This window comes from Streptococcus infantis (assembly GCF_047460685.1).
GTDB lineage: Bacteria > Bacillota > Bacilli > Lactobacillales > Streptococcaceae > Streptococcus > Streptococcus infantis_AD.
This window is the reverse complement of the sequence record NZ_JASHFS010000024.1, coordinates 1-21,435: the sequence shown is the minus strand read 5'-3', so window position 1 is coordinate 21,435 and position 21,435 is coordinate 1. Positions and strand designations below refer to the sequence as shown.

Below are 21,435 nucleotides of genomic sequence, written 5' to 3'. Positions count from 1 at the left end.
CTGAAGCAAATGGAGCTAAAGTACCAGCTCTTACTCCAGTAGTAGATCCTAACAACTTGACAGATGCAGAAAAAGCTAAAGTAGCTGAAGAAGTTAAGAAAGCTAACCCAACTGCGACAGATGTTAAGGTTAACAATGACGGATCAGTATCTGTAACCTTTGCGGACGGATCAGTAGCAACAATTGCAGCTAATAAAGTTGTTAAAGAAGCTACTAAAGAGTCATCTGCTCAAGCACCATCTAAGAAAGCAGGAGCGAAAGAATTGCCAAACACTGGTACTAAACAATCTAACGCTTCACTTGGACTAGCACTTCTTGCAGCAGTGACAGGAGGACTCCTTATCTCTAAAAAACGTAAGGAAGAAGAGTAAACCATTACTCGGATAAAGCAAATCTTAGAATCTTGATTCTATGAGATTGCTAGAAAAGAAGCTGGGTAAAAACTCACTTCTAAATATCAAAAAAACGAGCATTTCCATAGTTGGAGATGCTCGTTGTTTCTTATTATTTTCATAAAAACTCTTGTGTATGAAATTGAAAATAATAGGAAGTTTAGAATGCTTGATAAACAGTATCCACTGATAAGAATCTTGTTAACGGTATGTAGCGTAAAATAATTTCAAGAGGCAAACAAAATCCTTGTTTATTGGAGGGAAATTCGATAAAATAGAAAGGATTTAATATTTTATTATAAAGGAAAAAGTTAAGTGATGAAACATCAATTTTACGGAGAAAAGCGCCAGCGTTTTTCTTTTAGAAAGTTATCAGTAGGTCTGATATCAGCGACTATTGGAAGCTTCTTTTTGGGTTCTGTAGTTGGGACTAGTACACAGCCTGTTGAAGCAGCAGAGTTACCAGCGAATCAAGCTGTTCAGATTCAGTATAAGTATGTTATGGAATCAGAATTGACAGATACTGAAAAGGCGATGGTTGTTAAGGAACTTCCAAAATTTGTAGAGGAAAGTACAGATGCATACTACTTGGTTTATCGTCCTAAAAAAGAAGGAAGATTGATAGGAAACTTACCAAGTACTGGCTACTCTGGTATGTGGGAAGCAATCTTTGCAACAGCTGGTATTGTTCTTGCGGTCTTGGTAATTTCTAAGAGGAAAAACGGGAAAAGATATCTATCTTCGATTTTATTGGTGACTGGACTAGGATCCATTCTTCTTTCTCCTTCAATACTTGCAGTTACAAATATTGAGCTAGCTGCTTATAATCAGCTTTTAAATTTGGAGCTAGGAGAGCAACTACCTCAACCCTTGAACATTGAAGATTTTGAATACATTGGTTATCTGAAGAATCAGGCTATTTTGAAAAATTCTCTGGAGCAAGGTGAAGAATCTAAGCATAAAGCTAATCAGACTGTGAATCAATCAGTGGACGGTTCTGAAAATGACAAAGCGGTGGCAGTATCAAAAGCAGATAGTTCAGAGAAGTCGACAGATGAAAAACTGGAGCTTGTCAATGGAGCAAACCGAGTGCCGTCGGGAAGCTCAATTTATGATCGCTCTGAGTTACAATTATCTAGTCAAGATGAAAGTCAAACGCAAGTGCTTCCTTATCAAACAGAATATCGCTATTCGGATAATCTTGTTAAGGGGCAAACAAAGACCATTCAGGTGGGTGTATCTGGGGAACGTACAGTGATTACTCGTCGCTACAGTGCTAATCAGAAGGTGATAAAATCTGAGTTGGTGTTTGATCAAGTGACAGTCCAACCTATTTCAGAGATTATTTTGGTGGGCACGGCAGAAAGTAATCAATTGCTTAAAGAATCTCCTGTTCACGACTTGCCAGAGTACCCAGCTCCTGTGGGTACAGCTGGCACAGACCCAGCTCCCGTTCATGAAGTTCCAGAATATACAGATTCAGTAGGGACGGTAGGTATAGAACCCGCCCTCGTTCACGAAGTCCCAGCCTACACAGAATCAGTAGGGACGGTAGGTACAGAACCTGTTCCGGTACATGACGTTCCCGAGTACACAGATTCAGTAGGTACATCTGGTGACGAACCAGCCCCTGTTCACGACGTTCCAGAATATACAGAATCAGTCGGCACAGCAGGCGACGCCCCAGCCCCCGTACATGACTTGCCGGAGTATACAGATCCAGTCGGCACATCTGGTGTAGAGCCTACCCCAGTTCATGAGGTTCCCGAGTACACAGAATTAGTCGGCACAGCAGGTGCAGATCCAGCCCCAGTTTACGAAATTCCCGAGTATACAGAATCAGTAGGAACATCTGGTGTAGAGCCTACCCCAGTTCATGAGGTTCCCGAGTACACAGAATCAGTCGGCACAACTGGCGAAGAACCAGCCCTAGTTCACGACGTTCCCGAGTATACAGAATTAATCGGTACATCTGGTTACGAACCCGCTCCAGTTCACGAAGTCCCTGAATATATAGAATCAGTCGGCACAGTAGGTGCAGATCCCGCCCTGGTTTATGAGGTTCCCGAGTACCCAGATCCAGTCGGCACAGCAGGTGCAGAGCCTACCCCAGTTCATGAATTACCAGAGTATACAGATCAAGTAAATACGGTAGGTTCAGAGCCCGTTCCGGTACATGAAGTTCCAGAGTACATAGATCCAGTAAGTACGGTAGGTTCAGAGTCCGCTCCGGTACATGAAGTCCTAGAGTATACAGATCCAGTCGGCACAGCAGATACAGAATCCGCTCCCGTTCACGAATTGCCGGAGTATACATCCCCTGTCGGCACAGCAGGCGACAATCCCGCCCCGGTTTATGACTTACCAGAGTATACAGAACCAGTCGGCACAACTGGCGAAGAACCCGCCCTAGTTCACGATGTTCCCGAGTATACAGAAACAGTCGGCACATCTGGTGACGCACCCGCCCCAGTTCATGAATTACCAGAGTATACAGAAACAGTCGGCACAGCAGGCGACGCCCCAGCTCCGGTTCATGAGGTTCCCGAGTATACAGATCCAGTCGGCACGGCAGGTACAGAACCCGCCCCCGTTTATGACTTGCCAGAGTACACAGAACCTGTTGGTACAGCAGGCGACGAACCCGCTCCCGTTCATGAAGTTCCAGAGTACGCAGAACCAGTAGGCGCAGCAGGTGCAGAACCCGCTCCGGTTCACGAATTGCCAGAGTATACAGATTCGTTGGGCACAGCCGGTGAAGCTCCAGCTCCAGTTCATGATATTCCAGAATATACAGATCCTGTAGGCACAGCTGGTGAAGACTCAGCTCTGGTTCACGAACTGCCAGAGTACACAGATTCAGTCGGCACAGCAGGCGACGAACCCGCTCTGGTTCACGAATTGCCAGAGTATACAGATTCGTTGGGCACAGCTGGTGACGATCCATCCCCAGTTCACGAATTCCCAGAATATACAGATCCAGTCGGCACAGCTGGTACAGATCCATCCCCCGTTCATGAATTACCAGAGTACCCAGAATCAGTCGGCACAGTTGGTGACGAACCTGCCCCCGTTCATGAAGTCCCAGAATATACAGACCCAGTCGGCACAGCAGGTGCTGAACCAGCTCTAGTTCACGAAATCCCAGAATATACAGATTCAGTCGGCACAGCAGGCGACGATCCAGCCCTGGTTCATGAATTACCAGAGTATACAGAACCAGTCGGCACAGTTGGTGACGCACCCGCTCCAGTTTACGAAATTCCCGAGTATACAGAACCAGTCGGCACATCTGGTGTAGAGCCTACACCAGTTCATGAGGTTCCCGAGTACACAGACCCAGTCGGCACAGCAGGTGACGAACCTGCTCCGGTTCATGACTTGCCAGAGTATACAGACCCAGTCGGCACAGCAGGTGACGAACCCGCTCCAGTTCACGACGTTCCAGGTTACACAGATTCAGTAGGCACAGCAGGCGACGATCCAGCCCCTGTTCATGAATTACCAGAGTATACAGAATCAGTAGGCACAGCAGGCGACGGTCCAGCCTCAGTTTATGAATTACCAGAGTATACAGACCCAGTCGGCACAGCTGGCACAGAGCCTACACCAAGTTTTGACCTTCCTGAGTTAGAGCTTAGCTATGTAGATGAAACGAGAGTTGAAAAAGTAGCCTTTAAGATTGAGGAGCAGTATACTGATGAGTTGGTCAAGGATTCACGTATTGTAAGTGTTCCTGGAGTGGAAGGTGAGCGTACAATCAAAACTAGGGTCTACTATTCAAATAATCAAGAATTGGATCGTCTAGAATTATCTAATGAAGAAACCTTGCCACCAGTGACTCAGATTGTTAAGATTGGAACAGCAAGTCCGTTTATGATTCCAAATGATGCTCCAAAGGTTGAAGCATTGGATGAATTTGATTTAATTCCTCTCTACAATCTATTGTCGGAAGCAGAGCAAGTTAAATCACAGGCACGTTATTTTAACGATATCTCAACTCGCCAAATTAGTTACGACTCGGCACTCCTTAAAGGTCAAGAATTATTGACGCAATCAGAAGCTAGCCAAGAGCAAGTCAACCAAGCAGTTGCAAGCATTGAGAATGCGAAAGAGCAATTACAGGGCCCAGATGTCACTAAGGTAGCTTTACAAACAGAATACCGAGAAAGTCAAGACATCCAGGATAGCTTCAAATACAAAAATGCTGACTCAGATAAAAAAACAAACTTTACAAGAGAATTTGCAAATGCAGAGACAGTTTTAGCAAATCGACTAGCTAGCCAAGTTCAAGTTGATCAAGCCTTGGCGAACTTGACAGCAGCCAGAACGGCTCTAAATGGAGTTGCAAAAGTTAGACCAAATCTAAGTATCCTCAGTCTTACAGAAAATCCAGAAGATCGTTCTGTTACGGTTCAGTACAACCTGACTGATGAAACTCAATCATTACGGACAGCTACAGCAGAATTATATGAAGGTGACCAGCTTGTACGCTCACTTCCGATTACGAATTTTGCAGGCAGTCTCAAGATTGGTGATTTGGATCATTATACAGATTATACTTTGAAGACAAAATTAACCTACGAATTAGATCAAGGTCAGGTTACAGACTTTGAAAAGGACAGTCGTCAATTTGAACTCGAGTATAAGAAAATTTCTATCCGAAATGTAGAATCCGTTGAATTCTACAGCAAGGAAAATGATCAGTATAAACGCTTGATTTCTATGAACGCAGTTCCAAGCGATTTGTCAAATTACTTTGTCAAAGTTAAGTCTGCCGAGTCGAAAGAAATGCTCCTGCCAGTTCAGAGTATTGCCGAAAGTACTAAAGATGGTAGGGAAGTTTATAAGGTTACTGTATCTCTGCCTGAGCTTGTCCAAGAAAGTGAAACGGGTTATAAACCAGGATATGACTTCTACATCAGCAAATCTCATTCAAATCAACAAGGTGTCTATACTAGTTTTGCAAGTCTGTTAGAAGCGATGAAGAGCAACATGGCAGGCAACTTTGTACTTGGAGCTGATCTAGATGCTAGTGAAGTAAGCTTGGCAGCAAGCGATTATGTCTATCTGAGAAACAACTTTACAGGTAGCCTTACAGGTAGCCATAATGGTAAACAGTACGCTATTTACAACCTAGCCAAGCCTTTGTTTGAGAATCTCAAGAGTGGTGCTAGAATTTCAAATATCGATTTGAAGGATGTCAATATTGTTGGGACTTATGATTCTGCAAGCTTGGCCCGTTCTGCGGAAAATGCTCACATTCAAGACGTATCTGCTCAAGGGCGAGTTGCCGTGGTAGGGAATGCCAGTCAGGTTGCAGGGCTAGTGGTTGTTGCAACTAACACGCAAATTACAAATAGTTCCTTTACAGGTACTATCCAGACTAACGATAAGCAAAGCAAGGCCTATAATGTTGGAGGTTTAGTCGCAAATCTGAAAGGAAATGCTTCCCTACTGACACAAAGTAGAGCAGATGTTACTATTTTAGCGAGTGCCAAGACTAATGAGCAACGCTTTGGTGGTTTAGTCGGAAGATTAGAAGCCAATGCTCGTATCACTAATTCCTATGCATCAGGGAAAATTCAGAACTCAACCAAGAATGGCCAAATTGGTGGAGTAGTTGGTTCAAATTACTACAATGGTTTGATTGACAACGTCTTGAGTAATGTCAGTGGATCAAGAGTTTATAGTATTTCTGGCGATCAAGGTTATAAAAATGACCGTATCACCAATGCCTATGCAGTCGAAGGAATTGAAACACTAGCAGAAGATCCATTTGCTAGCTCTAAGCTTAGTCTTGAACAAGCCCAAGACAAGCTAGGAGAGTTTGGAATCACGACAAGCCTGGACGACACCAATCTGAACCTCTATGCAGTAGATTATAGTAAGGCGAAGAAAGTAGACAGTAACCGTACTATAGCTTACTTAAATATGGAAAAACTTCTGCCATTCTATAATAAGGAAACAATCGTAGCTTATGCCAACAAGCTAGCGGAGGATCATAAGCTCAACACCAGCTATTTGCTCGATGTAGTTCCGATGAAAGATCAGCAGATCATCACGGATATTCATGGAAATAAGACAGGCATCAATCGTCTCATGCTTCATTACGAAGACAATACCATTCAGTATCTAGAAGTTACCTATAAGGGAGACTTTAAAAATAAGGCTATAGCAGAATATACCATCAAGGACTTGAATCTTCTCTATACTCCGGAAGCCTTCCTATCTGACTATAGCAAGATTCTCACCAAAGTTTTACCAGAGTTGAATAAGGTAGTTTTAGATTCAGCTGCTGTGAGAACGGTTTTAGGTATAAATGCAGAAACTTCTCTGGATGATCTTTATTTGGATAAAGCCTTTGATCAAGTCAAAGCTAACTTATCTGTGGAGTTACGAAAGGTTCTGGCTATGGACAAGTCCATCAATACTGAGGGAACTGTAGTAGCTGATTATATCGCTAAGAAAATCACCGATAATAAAGAAGCCTTCTTAGTTGGTTTAACCTACCTAAATCGTTGGTATAACATCAATTATGACACCATCAATGTCAAAGATTTATCTGCCTATAAGTTTGATTTCTTTGGTAATAACGATGCGTCGACACTAGACACGATCATTGCCTTAGGTCGCTCTGGTTTTGAAAATCTCAAGGCAAAAAATACTTATCAAACCTATGATACTTCCTTGTCTGAGGCAACTGGTAAGCGAGGTTTATTCAATTATCTTGAAAGTTATCGTAATCTCTTTTTGCCGTATAAGACCAATAATGAATGGCTCAAGGATAATACAAAAGCCTATATTATCGAGGCCAAGTCGGACATTGCAGAAGCTAAGGCGCTCCAAGACAATGCGAATGATAAGAGTAAGTACTCTGTCGGAGTTTATGATAAGATTACATCTGATAGTTGGGAACATAAGGGTATGTTGCTACCGCTTTTGACTATGACTGAAAAGGGTGTCTACATCATTTCCAATATGTCTACCATCTCTATGGGAGCTTATGATCGTTACCGAGATATTGTTGATGGGAAGGTCCGTACAGATGCTGAACTTGCTAGCTATGTTGAAGATCGAGTGAGAAAGTCAGCTGAATGGCAGAGAGACCATTACGATTTCTGGTACAAGATTTTAAGTGATGAAAGTAAAGATAAACTCTTCCGTTCGGTCTTGGTTTATGATGGTTTTGCTCTCAAAGATAAGAATGGTCAAAGATATTGGGCCCAACCACATGACAAGCAGTCCACTGCAATGCAGGAATTCTTTGGACCAGCTGGTAAGTGGTATCCAAGCAAGGGCTATAATGCTTACGCAACAGGAAGTATGACCCATTTTGACAATGCTCGTCTGCTAGAAGATTACGGAAACTCTGTTTATACACACGAGATGACACACAACTCTGATGGAGCCATTTATTTTGAAGGCTTTGGTCGTCGTGAAGGTCTAGGGGCAGAACTTTACGCTCGTGGTCTTTTACAATCTACACCAAGTCCAGATGAAGCGACAATCACCCTCAATACTCTATTCAAGGTTGATAAGGATTCTAAGACACGTCTCCATACTTATAACTTTAAAGAGCGCGTTCAGAATGAAGCAGACCTAAAAGGTTACGTTCATGGTATGTTTGATATGATCTATACGCTTGATTACCTAGAAGCAAGCTCTATCTTGAAGCAGACAGATGAAGCCAAGATGAAGTGGTTTAGAAAAATGGAAAACTACTACATTACTGATAAGTATGGCAAACAAACCCATGCTGGTAACCAGACACGGACCTTCACTGCTGAAGAGATTAAGAAACTAAAAACTTTTGAATCCTTGATTGACAATGATGTCATTACTCGACGCGAAAACAAGGATAGTGGCAAGTATGCACGAAATGGTTATCTCAGTCTCAGTCTATTCTCTCCAATTTATTCAGCGCTTAGCAATCCAACTGGTGCGCCAGGTGATGTCATGTTCCGTCGTACAGCCTATGAGTTGCTGGCAGCTAAGGGCTATCATGAAGGATTTATCCCATATGTATCTGGTAAATTGTCAGAAGAAGCTCTGAAAGAGGGAAGCGCAACTTGGGATGGATGGCTCGGAAGAGATGTTGGTCTAGTGACAGACCAGAAGGTTCTAGAAAATGTATTCAAAGGTGAGTATGACTCTTGGGCAGCCTTTAAGAAGGCCATGTACCAAGAGCGGATTGACAAATTGACAAAATTGAAGCCGATCACCATTGAATATGAACTCAGAAACCCAAATAGTACGAAGCAAGTAACTATTCGATCTTATAAAGATATGCAAAGGCTAATGGATGAGGCGACAGCAGAGGATGTTCGTAATATTGACAATGCTACAAGCCGCGTCGAAGCTAGCTGGGTTAACTTACTGAAGAAAAAGATTTATAATGCTTATCTTCGTACAACAGATGACTTCCGTCAGTCTATCTTTACCAAATAAGCTGCAGTATTACTTTAAAAAGTAGCATTATCCCTAGGTCTAAAAGGACTTAGGGATTTTTGTTCTGGAAATTCATATATAACAAATTGAGTTTAGAATAGTACATCATAGTTTTTTTAAAGCATTGTTAGAAATTACTTTAAAATTACCTCATCAATTTGTCCATATTCTATTTCAATCTACTATAAAAAAAGGAATTTATAGCAGGTTGAATCTATAATAGTACATTACGACTGCTAAAAATATTTCTAGAAATTAGTTTGACTTTCCTAATTGAATTGTTCATACTTTATTTCAATTTACTATATGAATCAAGGAAAATAAAGTGCCACTGATGATATTGTGGTCTACTTGGAAAAGCTTTGAATTTAACTTAAAATATGGTAGAATAACAATTATTAAAATTTGAAGGAGACATTTATGAAGACAAAAACACTAGCGCAAATTTCTGGAATTATTGGGACTATCTCAGGCTCGCTCTTGGCAATTTTGCCAGTCGTAATATTAATGGTTGCATCTATTTTTGCGAATGAAGATTTTGCAGGAGTAATTTTAGCGATTATCTTCATTGTTTTTACCTTAGTAAAAATCGCAACTCTCATTCTTGGAATTCTCTCTCTAATCTACTATAAGGATGATAAGCGCATGTCAATGGCACCATCTGTTTTGTTAATCGTAGGTTCTGTAGTCGGATTGATTCCATTTTTAGGCTGGATTGGTGGCATTGTCATTGTCATCGGTGGTGCCCTATTCCTGACAAGCTTGAAACAATTTCAAGTTCAAGAATAGTTGTTTATTGAGAGAAGGGGAGGTCACCTCTTCTCTTTTTAGTCGATTTTGACTAGCTTTTTTGTGAAAAATTGTGTAAAATAGAATAGATAAACGAGGGAAACCTCGGAAAATAAAAGGAGTATCCATCAAATGGTAAAATTGGTTTTTGCTCGCCACGGTGAGTCTGAATGGAACAAAGCTAACCTTTTCACTGGTTGGGCTGATGTTGATTTGTCTGAAAAAGGAACACAACAAGCGATTGACGCTGGTAAATTGATCAAAGAAGCTGGTATCAAATTTGACCAAGCTTATACTTCAGTATTGAAACGTGCAATCAAAACAACTAACTTGGCTCTTGAAGCATCTGACCAATTGTGGGTTCCAGTTGAAAAATCATGGCGCTTGAACGAACGTCACTACGGTGGTTTGACTGGTAAAAACAAAGCTGAAGCAGCTGAACAATTTGGTGATGAGCAAGTTCATATCTGGCGTCGTTCATACGATGTATTGCCTCCTGCAATGCCTCATGATGACGAATACTCAGCACATACTGACCGTCGTTACGCTTCACTTGACGACTCAGTTATCCCAGATGCTGAGAACTTGAAAGTGACTTTGGAACGTGCCCTTCCATTCTGGGAAGACAAAATCGCTCCAGCACTTAAAGATGGTAAAAACGTATTCGTAGGAGCTCACGGTAACTCAATCCGTGCCCTTGTAAAACACATCAAACGCTTGTCAGACGACGAAATCATGGACGTGGAAATCCCTAACTTCCCACCATTGGTATTCGAATTCGACGAAAAATTGAACGTAGTTTCTGAATACTACCTTGGTAAATAAAAAATTGTAAGTCTAGGATTTGATTTATATCGATCTCAAAAAGTTACACAAATAATTCAAGCAAAGGATTTAGTTCTGTCTTGCACAGGGCTGAGTCCTTTTAGTTTGATTTTATACTCTTCGAAAATCTCTTCAAACCACGTCAGCGTCGCCTTACCGTATATGTAGGATACTGACTACGTCAGTTCCATCTACAACCTCAAAACAGTGTTTTGAGCTAACTTCGTCAGTTCTATCCACAACCTCAAAACGGTGTTTTGAGCAACCTGCGGCTAGCTTCCTAGTTTGCTCTTTGATTTTCATTGAGTATTTAAGTATAGTGGATTGAACCTAGAATAGTAGGCTACGGATTCTAAAACATTTATAGAAATTTATTTGACTTTCCTAATTTCTTTGTTCATATCTTATTTTAATCCACTATAATAATCAATATTGTTTACAATCTCATGTCACACTCGATTCAGAGGCTTAAACATTTTCTCATAGCCTTAGAACGAGATCCCATTTCCAAGCACTAAAGAAGGGAATCATCGTGTCCTTTTTATTTATAAAAGTACTTGTTATTAAAAAATTGATGATAAAAATCATGGTGCTATTTCCATCCTTGGTAGCTATGAGAGATAGTATACTCAGATTGGTCAATTTTGAAAGCCTCTGCTAACATACCGTTCACTTGTTTTTGATTTGCTGAAGTAGAAAGGGGATAAGTCTCATTCATTATTAAAACCATATAATGCTGACCAGCAGCCAAAAAAAATCTAACATTTAGGGTGCAGGTCATTCCTGTTTTTTACCAGCAAACTCTCCTCCAGTATCTGTAAGAATGATAGGAAAGAGATACTTGAAGTACGATTATCTGTAAGATTCATTTTGAAAATTACTAAAAAAATGGTATAATGAATGGAAAAGATTCGGCTGAAAGTAAATTGGACTTTCAGAAAAAGAGAGCTTTTAAAGCTCTACAAACAAGTTGAAGTGACTATTCGGAGGAAAAATGAATACTATTAAATTAACAACACTTGGGGGTGTACGTGAAAATGGTAAGAACATGTACATCGCAGAAATTAACGACTCGATTTTTGTATTAGATGCAGGTTTGAAATATCCTGAAAATGAACAGTTGGGTGTCGATGTCGTTATTCCCAACATGGACTATCTGTTTGAAAATAGTGATCGTATTGCTGGGGTTTTCTTAACACACGGGCATGCGGATGCGATTGGAGCCCTTCCATATCTCTTGGCAGAAGCTAAGGTTCCTGTATTTGGCTCAGAGTTGACTATCGAACTGGCCAAACTCTTTGTTAAGGGAAATGACAGCGTCAAGAAATTTGATGATTTCCATGTCATTGATGAAAATACAGAGATTGATTTTGGTGGAACGGTAGTATCCTTCTTCCGTACAACCCACTCTATTCCAGAAAGTTTGGGTGTGGTCTTGAAAACATCTGAAGGAAACATCGTCTATACAGGGGATTTCAAGTTTGACCAAACGGCTAGTGAATCTTACGCCACTGACTTTGGGCGTTTGGCAGAGATTGGTCGCGAAGGGGTCTTAGCTTTGCTTAGTGACTCAGCAAATGCAGATAGCAATATCCAAGTAGCTAGTGAAAATGAAGTTGGTGTAGAAATCACGCAAACCATTTCTGACTGGGATGGACGTATCATCGTTGCTGCGGTTGCAAGTAACCTTTCTCGTATCCAGCAGGTTTTTGATGCGGCTGCAGAGACTGGACGCCGTGTTGTCTTGACAGGATTTGACATTGAAAATATCGTCCGTACAGCGATTCGCTTGAAAAAATTGTCTCTAGCAAGTGAAAATCTTTTGATTAAACCAAAAGATATGTCTCGTTTTGAAGATCATGAATTAATTATCCTTGAAACTGGACGCATGGGTGAACCCATTAACGGCCTACGCAAGATGTCTATTGGTCGTCACCGTTATGTTGAAATCAAAGAAGGTGACCTAGTTTATATCGTTACAACACCATCAATCGCCAAGGAAGCAGTGATGGCACGCGTGGAAAATATGATCTACCAAGCAGGTGGAGTTGTCAAGCCAATTACTCATAGCTTGCGTGTGTCAGGACACGGGAATGCGCGTGATTTGCAATTGATGATCAATCTCTTGCAACCTAAATATCTCTTCCCAATCCAAGGAGAATACCGGGAGTTGGATGCCCATGCTAAGGCTGCTATGGCAGTTGGTATGTTGCCAGAACGGATTTTTATCCCTAAAAAGGGAACAACTATGTCTTATGAGCATGGAGATTTTGTCCCATCTGGTGCTGTTACTGCAGGAGATGTCTTGATTGATGGGAATGCCATCGGAGATGTCGGCAATGTCGTCCTTCGTGACCGTAAGGTCTTGTCAGAAGATGGGATTTTCATCGTGGCTATCACTGTTAACCGTCGTGAGAAGAAAATCATTGCTAGAGCTCGAGTGCACACGCGTGGATTTGTCTATCTCAAGAAGAGTCGGGATATTCTGCGCGAAAGTACAGAGTTGGTGAACCAAACAGTTGAAGACTACCTCCAAGGTGAAGACTTTGATTGGGCAGACCTCAAAGGTAAGGTTCGTGACAATTTGGCTAAATTCCTCTTTGATCAAACAAAACGCCGCCCAGCTATCTTACCAGTGGTCATGGAAGCAAAATAAGGATTAAATAGTAGTAGAGAAAGTCGAGTTTCGGCTTTTTCTTATCTTAAGTGTATAAGGAGCAAGTTATGGCAGTAATGAAGATTGAGTATTACTCAGAAGTTTTAGATATGGAGTGGGGAGTAAATGTTCTCTACCCAGATGCGTCTCGGGTTGAGGAACCAGATTCTACAGATATCCCCGTTCTCTATCTCTTACATGGGATGTCAGGGAATCATAATAGCTGGCTCAAACGGACCAATGTAGAGCGCTTGGTGCGAGGGACTAATCTAATTGTTGTCATGCCAAATACAAGTAACGGTTGGTATACAGATACTCAGTATGGCTATAACTACTATACAGCTCTAGCAGAAGAACTGCCTAAAGTGCTCAAACGTTTCTTCCCTAATATGTCTAGCAAGCGTGAAAAGACTTTTATCGCTGGCCTTTCAATGGGAGGCTACGGTTCCTTCAAATTGGCCCTATCAACCAATCGTTTCTCACATGCAGCTAGTCTTTCTGGTGCTCTTAGTTTCGAAGAGTTTTCTCCAGAAAGTCAAAATCTTGGGTCGCTTGCTTACTGGCGAGGTGTTTTTGGTAAAGTTAATGATTGGGTGAATAGCCCTTACTCACTTGAAACACTCGCTAAAAAGTCTGATAAGAAAACCAAGCTCTGGGCTTGGTGTGGTGAACAAGATTTCTTGTATGCTGCCAATAATCTAGCAGTGAAGAATCTCAAGAAACTTGGTTTTGATGTGACCTATAGCCACAGTGCAGGGACCCATGAGTGGTATTATTGGGAAAAACAATTGGAACGGTTTTTGGCTACCTTGCCAATTGATTTTGTTTTGGAAGAACGCTTGTCTTAGTTTTAGTTTTCTTTCAGCTTACTCAAGTAAAATAAGGAATCTATCTTTAGAATGGGAATCCATGGTTTAAAGATGGATTCTTATTTTTTTAGGAAAGGCGGGAAATCATGTTCTGGATTATTCGTGTTCTATGTCGATTGTTACTAGGGATTTGGCGCATGTTCTGGCGCCTTGTGTGGACTCTTGTAGTCTTAATTCTCATTACTTTAGGGATTCTCTGGTATATGACAGGGGATTTATCTGGTGTCTTCAATCAAGCGGGGCAACTTGTTCAAGTTGGTCAGGCAGGTTGGCATCAATGGCAAGAAACTGGTAAGTTGCAAGGTTTGTCTCAGACTGATCATCATCAAGATTCAGGAGTAAAATGGCCCCAAGCACAGGCGACTATTTATATTGATCCTCAAATGGATGCAACCTTCCAAAAAGCCTACGCTGAGGCTATTGCCAATTGGAATCAGACTGGCGCTTTTAATTTTGTAGTTGTGACAGAACCTGACCAAGCAACTATTTTTGCGACTGAAATGAATGATGGTTCCACATCTGTTGCTGGTGAGGCGGAGAGCCAGACAAATCTCCTTACCAAACAATTCACATCTGTAACAGTTCGTTTGAATCATTATTATCTATCTAATCCAAACTATGGCTATACCTATGATCGCATCTTGCATACGGCCGAGCATGAGCTAGGACATGCCATTGGTTTGGAACATACTAATGAAGTGTCAGTCATGCAACCAGCAGGTTCTTATTATGGTATTCAGGCTCAAGATGTTCAAGCAGTTCAAGAACTTTATGAGTCTGGAGAATAAGTGATTTTCAAACGAAAAATAGAGCTCCTTGATGTAAGCAATGAAGGGGGCTTTTTGCTATAATGGAACTATGAATAACTTGATTAAATCAAAACTAGAGCTCTTGCCGACCAGCCCTGGTTGTTACATTCACAAAGATAAAAACGGTACGATCATCTATGTAGGAAAGGCCAAAAATCTACGCAATCGTGTACGATCCTATTTCCGTGGAAGTCATGATACCAAGACAGAAGCCTTGGTGTCTGAAATTGTAGACTTTGAGTTTATCGTCACGGAGTCTAATATTGAGGCTCTCCTTCTGGAAATCAACTTGATTAAGGAAAATAAGCCTAAATACAATATTATGCTCAAGGACGACAAGTCCTATCCTTTCATCAAAATTACCAACGAGCGCTATCCTCGCCTAATTATCACTCGTCAGGTCAAGAAAGACGGTGGTCTTTATTTTGGTCCCTATCCTGATGTGGGGGCGGCCAATGAAATCAAGCGACTTCTGGATCGGATTTTTCCTTTTCGTAAGTGTACCAATCCACCATCAAAGGTTTGTTTTTATTACCATATTGGCCAGTGCTTGGCTCACACCATCTGTAAGAAAGACGAGGCTTATTTCAAAGCTATGGCTCAAGAAGTCTCTGATTTTCTAAAGGGGCAGGATGACAAAATCATCGATGACCTCAAGGAAAAGATGAATGTGGCAGCTCAGAGCATGGAATTTGAGCGTGCGGCGGAATACCGTGATTTGATTCAGGCCATTGGCACCCTTCGGACCAAGCAACGGGTGATGGCCAAGGATCTCCAAAATCGTGATGTCTTTGGCTACTATGTAGACAAGGGCTGGATGTGTGTTCAGGTTTTCTTTGTCCGTCAGGGCAAGTTGATTGAACGCGATGTCAATCTCTTTCCTTACTACAATGATCCAGACGAGGATTTCTTGACCTATGTGGGACAGTTTTATCAAGAAAAATCTCACCTGGTTCCCAATGAGATTTTGATTCCTCAAGATATTGACGAAGAAGCTATCAAGGCTTTGGTGGATACAAAGGTTCTCAAGCCCCAACGAGGGGAGAAGAAACAACTGGTTAATCTGGCTATCAAAAATGCGCGTGTAAGCTTGGAGCAGAAATTTAACCTGCTAGAAAAATCAGTTGAAAAGACTCAAGGTGCCATTGAAAACTTGGGACGACTTCTACAAATTCCAACCCCAGTTCGCATCGAGTCCTTTGATAACTCCAATATCATGGGGACTAGTCCAGTTTCTGCCATGGTAGTTTTTGTTAACGGTAAACCGAGCAAGAAGGATTACCGCAAGTACAAGATAAAAACTGTTGTCGGACCAGATGATTATGCAAGTATGCGAGAGGTTATTCGCAGACGCTATGGTCGAGTTCAACGTGATGGCTTGACACCGCCAGATTTAATTGTCATTGATGGGGGACAAGGTCAGGTTAATATCGCTAAGCAAGTTATCCAAGAAGAGCTCGGATTGGATATTCCAATTGCAGGTTTGCAAAAGAATGATAAGCACCAGACCCATGAATTGCTCTTTGGAGATCCGCTTGAGGTGGTGGAGTTATCTCGTAATTCTCAGGAGTTTTTCCTCCTCCAACGTATCCAAGATGAGGTGCACCGCTTTGCCATCACCTTCCACCGTCAACTGCGCTCTAAAAATTCCTTCTCCTCTCAATTGGATGGAATTGAGGGCTTGGGTCCAAAACGCAAGCAGAATTTGATGAAATATTTCAAATCTCTGACAAAAATCAAGGAAGCCAGCGTGGATGAGATTGTCGCAGTTGGTATACCAAGAGCAGTAGCAGAGGCTGTTCACCAACACTTGAATCCCCAAGAACGCGTAGAACTAGCTCAGGTAGCAGAGCCATCTGCTGAATACAAGTGATAAAGTAACAAGGAAAGGTTTTTGCTTTAGCGAGTGCAAGCTAGTCAGAATTGTGGTAAAATAGATAAGATATGACTAAAGAATTTCATCATGTAACGGTCATGCTCCATGAAACCATTGATATGCTTGATGTAAAACCTGACGGTATTTACGTTGATGCGACCTTGGGTGGAGCAGGCCATAGCGAGTATTTATTAAGTAAATTAAGTGAAAAGGGGCATCTCTATGCCTTTGATCAGGACCAGAATGCCATTGACAATGCCCAAAAACGTCTGGCGCCTTATATCGAAAAAGGAATGGTTACCTTCATCAAGGACAACTTCCGTCATTTGCAAGCACGTTTGCAGGAAGCGGGTGTAGAAGAAATTGATGGCATTTGTTATGACTTAGGTGTTTCGAGCCCGCAATTGGATCAACGTGAACGTGGTTTTTCTTATAAAAAGGATGCACCACTGGATATGCGGATGAATCAGGAAGCTAGCTTGACAGCTTATGAGGTTGTCAATCATTATGACTATCATGACTTGGTACGAATCTTTTTCAAATATGGAGAAGACAAATTCTCCAAACAGATTGCTCGGAAGATTGAACAGGCGCGTGAGTTGAAGCCGATTGAGACAACAACGGAATTGGCTGAGATTATCAAGTCTGCTAAGCCTGCCAAGGAACTCAAGAAAAAAGGTCATCCGGCCAAGCAGATTTTCCAAGCCATCCGTATTGAGGTCAATGATGAATTAGGAGCTGCAGATGAGTCCATCCAACAAGCTATGGAATTACTAGCAGTGGACGGAAGAATCTCAGTCATTACCTTTCATTCGCTGGAAGATCGTTTGACCAAGCAATTGTTCAAGGAAGCTTCAACAGTAGAAGTGCCAAAAGGCTTGCCTTTCATCCCAGATGATCTTAAGCCCAAGATGGAATTAGTCTCTCGCAAACCGATTCTACCAAGCAAGGAGGAGTTGGAGGCCAATAATCGTTCCCACTCAGCCAAGTTACGAGTAGCTCGAAAAATTCATAAGTAAGGGGATAAAATGGTAGAAAAAAGAGAAACAACGAGCCAATTACTGCAAGCTCGTATCAAGAGGTTTTCACGTGTTGAGAAGGCCTTTTACCTTTCGATTGCCATTACAGCTCTTGTCTTAGCCATCAGTGTGGTCTATATGCAAACCAAGCTCCTGCAAGTTCAAAGTGATTTGACAACTGTCAACAGACAGATTGAGGAGAAAAAGACGGAGCTAGACGATGCCAAGCAAGAGGTCAATGAATTGATTCGCTCAGAACGTCTGGCGGGTGTTGCGGATTCGCAAGACTTGCAATTAAACAATGGAAATATCCGATCGGCGGAGTAATATATGAAAACATGGAAAGAAAAAATAGTACACTTTGCCATTAAGAATCGCAGAACTCCTCTAGAAAACCGCAGACGAGTTGGAAAAAGCCTTAGTCTCTTGGCTGTCATTCTCTTTGCTGTTTTTTTGGTTAACTTTGCGGTGATTATTGGTACGGGAAAGAAGTTTGGTGTTGACCTGGTCAAAGAAGCATATAAGGTTCATCAAACAACTCGAACAGTCCCTGCTAAGAGGGGAACCATTTATGATCGTAATGGAACTCCGATTGCAGAAGATGCAACCTCCTATAATGTTTATGCGGTCATTGATAAGGATTATAAGTCTGCGAATGGAGATATTCTATATGTTGAGGAATCTCAGTACAATAAGGTAGCCGAAATTTTTCATAAGTACTTGGATATGGAGGAGACCTACGTCAAAGATCAACTCTCTCAACCCAATCTCAAACAGGTTTCCTTTGGTACTAAAGGAAATGGGATTACCTACGCAAATATGATGTCCATAAAAAAGGATCTAGAAGCTGCCAAGATTGAGGGAGTGGATTTTACCACAAGCCCCAATCGAAGTTATCCAAATGGGAAATTTGCTTCATCCTTCATTGGTCTAGCCCAGCTCCATGAAAATGAAGATGGTTCGAAGAGCCTTATTGGAACATCTGGTATTGAAAGCTCCTTGAATAGCTTGTTAGCAGGGACAGATGGTATTATTACCTATGAAAAAGACCGTCTAGGTAATATCGTTCCTGGTACGGAACAAGTCACTCAACAAACCGTAGATGGAAAAGATGTCTACACGACCATATCTAGTCCTTTGCAATCCTTTATGGAAAGCCAAATGGATGCCTTCCAGGAAAAAGTGAAAGGCAAGTACATGACTGCGACCTTGGTTAGTGCTAAAACGGGAGAGATTCTCGCTACAACTCAAAGACCAACCTTTGATGCTGATACCAAAGAAGGGATTACAGAGGACTTTGTCTGGCGTGATATCCTTTACCAAAGTAACTATGAACCAGGTTCAACCATGAAGGTAATGACTCTGGCGGCGGCTATTGACAATAAAACATTTCCTGGAGGGGAGTATTTTAATAGTAGTGAATTAAAAATTGCTGATGTTACCATCAAGGACTGGGATGTAAATGAAGGCTTGACGAGTGGTGGAATGATGACTTACTTACAAGGATTTGCCCACTCTAGTAATGTCGGAATGACCTTGTTAGAGCAAAAGATGGGAGATGCTACTTGGCTAGACTACCTCAACCGTTTCAAGTTCGGAGTTCCAACTCGTTTTGGTATGACTGATGAATACGCGGGACAACTTCCTGAGGATAACATTGTCAATATTGCCATGAGTTCTTTTGGTCAAGGGATTTCTGTTACTCAAGTGCAAATGCTCAGAGCTTTTACAGCTATTGCTAATGATGGAGTTATGCTAGAGCCTAAGTTTATCAGCGCTCTCTATGACCCGAATGATCAAACCGTCCGTAAATCACAAAAAGAAGTTGTGGGAAATCCTGTCTCTAAAGAAGCGGCAAGCTTGACGCGAGATCACATGGTGATGGTTGGGACAGACCCTATTTATGGTACAATGTACAATCATAGTACGGGTAAAGGAACAGTCAATGTTCCGGGCTATAATGTAGCCTTGAAATCCGGGACTGCCCAGATTGCTGATGAGCAAAATGGAGGATACTTAGTTGGGGAAACCAATCATATCTTTTCTGTAGTAACCATGCATCCTTCTGAAAATCCTGATTTTATTCTCTATGTGACAGTTCAACAACCGGAACATTATTCTGGGATTCCGTTAGGAGAATTCGCAAACCCTATCTTGGAGAGAGCTTCGGCTATGAAAGAATCACTCAATCTTCAATCTACAGCTAAGAATTTGGACCAAGTGACAACTACAACTAGTTATGCAATGCCAGAAATGAAGGATTATAGTCCTGGAGATTTGGCGGAGGAGCTACGTCGGAACCTTGTTCAACCAATTGTTATCGGTTCAGGAACAAAAATCAAAGAAAGCTCTGTAGCAGAAGGAACCAATCTAGACGCCAATCAGCAAATCTTACTCCTTTCAGATAAGGTAGAAGAGATGCCTGACTTATATGGCTGGTCTAAGAAAAATGTTGAAACCTTTGCCAAATGGCTGAATATCCAAGTTGAGTTTGAAGGCACAGGAGAAACTGTTAAAAAGCAAAGTGTTCGTGCCAATACAGCTTTAAAAGATTTACAGAAAATAAAAATAACATTAGGAGATTAGAATGCTTATTTCTATCTTTGCTGGAGTGATTGCCTTTATTCTAACAGTCATAGGAATTCCAGCCTTTATCCGTTTTTACCATAAAGCACAGATTACCGGTCAACAGATGCATGAGGATGTCAAACAACACCAAGCAAAAGCTGGGACCCCAACAATGGGAGGACTCGTCTTTCTCCTAGCAGGAGTTTTAGTTAGTCTGGTCCTTGCTCTCGTGACTAATCAATTAACCAATAATGTCGGAATGATCCTCTTTATCCTGGTCTTATATGGTTTGGTCGGTTTCTTGGACGATTTCCTCAAGGTTTTCCGAAAAATCAATGAAGGACTTAATCCTAAACAGAAGCTCTTGCTTCAGTTGGTCGGAGGAGTTATCTTCTATTTCTTCTATGAAAGAGGTGGAGATATCTTAAATGTATTTGGTTATCCCTTGCATTTAGGTGTTCTATATATTCTCTTTGCCCTCTTCTGGTTAGTTGGTTTTTCAAACGCAGTTAACCTGACTGACGGGATCGATGGCTTGGCAAGTATTTCTGTGGTGATTAGTCTATCTGCCTATGGAGTGATTGCCTATGTGCAAAATCAGCTCGATATCTTACTAGTGATTGTAGCTATGATTGGTGGTCTTCTTGGCTTCTTTGTCTTTAACCACAAGCCTGCTAAAGTTTTCATGGGAGATGTAGGTAGTCTAGCTCTTGGAGGAATGTTGGCGGCCATTTCCATGGCACTGAATCAAGAATGGACGCTGCTTTTGATTGGTCTGGTGTATGTTTTTGAAACAACATCTGTTATGATGCAAGTCACCTACTTTAAGTTGACTGGAGGAAAACGTATCTTCCGGATGACACCAGTTCACCATCATTTTGAGTTGGGGGGCTTTTCTGGAAAAGGCCAAGCTTGGAGTGAGTGGAAGGTCGACTTCTTCTTCTGGGGAGTGGGCTTACTCGCTAGTCTCTTGACTTTAGCTTTCATATATTTGTTCTAAAAAGAGAATGTGGAATCATCAGATAGAGAAGGATTAAGTTCCTTCTCTTTTTTATGGCTCATTGTCAACTGTAGTGGGTTGAATAAAAACTAACATCTGGAGAGGACAATTGATGTCCTCTTCATTTTTATATTCAGAGCGATGAAAATTCGTTTCTTAAAGTTGTCAAAGTTCCGAAATC

Annotated in this window: 12 protein-coding genes; all 12 read left to right on the top strand. The window is 41.6% G+C overall.

Going from position 1 to position 21,435, the window contains the following annotated elements; translation table 11 throughout:
* Window positions 1-371: LPXTG cell wall anchor domain-containing protein (locus QM917_RS09990; protein ID WP_414285648.1), on the top strand; the 371-nt coding region annotated here is incomplete at its 5' end.
* Between the two features lie 339 nt (window positions 372-710).
* A complete protein-coding gene (locus tag QM917_RS09985) occupies window positions 711-8,843 on the top strand; it encodes an SIALI-17 repeat-containing surface protein (protein WP_414285646.1) in 8,133 nt (2,710 codons plus the stop codon).
* A gap of 420 nt (window positions 8,844-9,263) precedes the next feature.
* Window positions 9,264-9,632: a hypothetical protein gene (locus tag QM917_RS09980; protein ID WP_414285645.1), complete on the top strand. Its 369-nt coding sequence runs from the start codon at window positions 9,264-9,266 to the stop codon at window positions 9,630-9,632.
* A gap of 132 nt (window positions 9,633-9,764) precedes the next feature.
* Entirely contained in the window at window positions 9,765-10,457 is a 693-nt protein-coding gene (locus QM917_RS09975) for a phosphoglycerate mutase (RefSeq protein WP_414285644.1), read from the top strand.
* Between the two features lie 994 nt (window positions 10,458-11,451).
* Window positions 11,452-13,113 (top strand): ribonuclease J, encoded by a 1,662-nt coding sequence (locus QM917_RS09970; protein WP_320692837.1) that lies wholly within the window; start codon window positions 11,452-11,454, stop codon window positions 13,111-13,113.
* A 68-nt stretch (window positions 13,114-13,181) separates the two neighbouring features.
* Window positions 13,182-13,961: an alpha/beta hydrolase gene (locus QM917_RS09965; protein WP_414267390.1), complete on the top strand. Its 780-nt coding sequence runs from the start codon at window positions 13,182-13,184 to the stop codon at window positions 13,959-13,961.
* A 107-nt stretch (window positions 13,962-14,068) separates the two neighbouring features.
* A complete protein-coding gene (locus tag QM917_RS09960) occupies window positions 14,069-14,770 on the top strand; it encodes a M57 family metalloprotease (protein ID WP_414267389.1) in 702 nt (233 codons plus the stop codon).
* Window positions 14,771-14,840: 70 nt separating this feature from the next.
* The gene (uvrC, locus tag QM917_RS09955; protein ID WP_414285643.1) at window positions 14,841-16,664 is read left to right on the top strand and encodes an excinuclease ABC subunit UvrC; all 1,824 of its coding nucleotides are present in this window, start codon (window positions 14,841-14,843) and stop codon (window positions 16,662-16,664) included.
* Between the two features lie 71 nt (window positions 16,665-16,735).
* Complete coding sequence (gene rsmH / locus QM917_RS09950; protein ID WP_075228524.1) at window positions 16,736-17,686, top strand: 16S rRNA (cytosine(1402)-N(4))-methyltransferase RsmH; 951 nt, start codon at window positions 16,736-16,738, stop codon at window positions 17,684-17,686.
* Between the two features lie 9 nt (window positions 17,687-17,695).
* Window positions 17,696-18,013: a cell division protein FtsL gene (gene ftsL / locus QM917_RS09945; protein WP_075231548.1), complete on the top strand. Its 318-nt coding sequence runs from the start codon at window positions 17,696-17,698 to the stop codon at window positions 18,011-18,013.
* Between the two features lie 3 nt (window positions 18,014-18,016).
* Window positions 18,017-20,272 carry a penicillin-binding protein PBP2X gene (gene pbp2X, locus QM917_RS09940; RefSeq protein WP_414285640.1) on the top strand — a complete coding sequence of 752 codons (2,256 nt, stop codon included), beginning with the start codon at window positions 18,017-18,019 and terminating at the stop codon, window positions 20,270-20,272.
* Window position 20,273: 1 nt separating this feature from the next.
* Window positions 20,274-21,254, top strand: a complete 981-nt coding sequence (gene mraY / locus QM917_RS09935) for a phospho-N-acetylmuramoyl-pentapeptide-transferase (protein WP_414285639.1) — start codon at window positions 20,274-20,276, stop codon at window positions 21,252-21,254.
* The last annotated feature ends 181 nt before the right edge of the window (window positions 21,255-21,435 follow it).

What these genes read in the sequence shown, in the direction of transcription:
- QM917_RS09985 (WP_414285646.1), top strand. Translation starts at nt 711, where the DNA reads ATGAAACATCAATTTTACGGAGAAAAGCGCCAGCGTTTTTCTTTTAGA.
- QM917_RS09980 (WP_414285645.1), top strand. Translation starts at nt 9,264, where the DNA reads ATGAAGACAAAAACACTAGCGCAAATTTCTGGAATTATTGGGACTATC.
- QM917_RS09975 (WP_414285644.1), top strand. Translation starts at nt 9,765, where the DNA reads ATGGTAAAATTGGTTTTTGCTCGCCACGGTGAGTCTGAATGGAACAAA.
- QM917_RS09970 (WP_320692837.1), top strand. Translation starts at nt 11,452, where the DNA reads ATGAATACTATTAAATTAACAACACTTGGGGGTGTACGTGAAAATGGT.
- QM917_RS09965 (WP_414267390.1), top strand. Translation starts at nt 13,182, where the DNA reads ATGGCAGTAATGAAGATTGAGTATTACTCAGAAGTTTTAGATATGGAG.
- QM917_RS09960 (WP_414267389.1), top strand. Translation starts at nt 14,069, where the DNA reads ATGTTCTGGATTATTCGTGTTCTATGTCGATTGTTACTAGGGATTTGG.
- uvrC (WP_414285643.1), top strand. Translation starts at nt 14,841, where the DNA reads ATGAATAACTTGATTAAATCAAAACTAGAGCTCTTGCCGACCAGCCCT.
- rsmH (WP_075228524.1), top strand. Translation starts at nt 16,736, where the DNA reads ATGACTAAAGAATTTCATCATGTAACGGTCATGCTCCATGAAACCATT.
- ftsL (WP_075231548.1), top strand. Translation starts at nt 17,696, where the DNA reads ATGGTAGAAAAAAGAGAAACAACGAGCCAATTACTGCAAGCTCGTATC.
- pbp2X (WP_414285640.1), top strand. Translation starts at nt 18,017, where the DNA reads ATGAAAACATGGAAAGAAAAAATAGTACACTTTGCCATTAAGAATCGC.
- mraY (WP_414285639.1), top strand. Translation starts at nt 20,274, where the DNA reads ATGCTTATTTCTATCTTTGCTGGAGTGATTGCCTTTATTCTAACAGTC.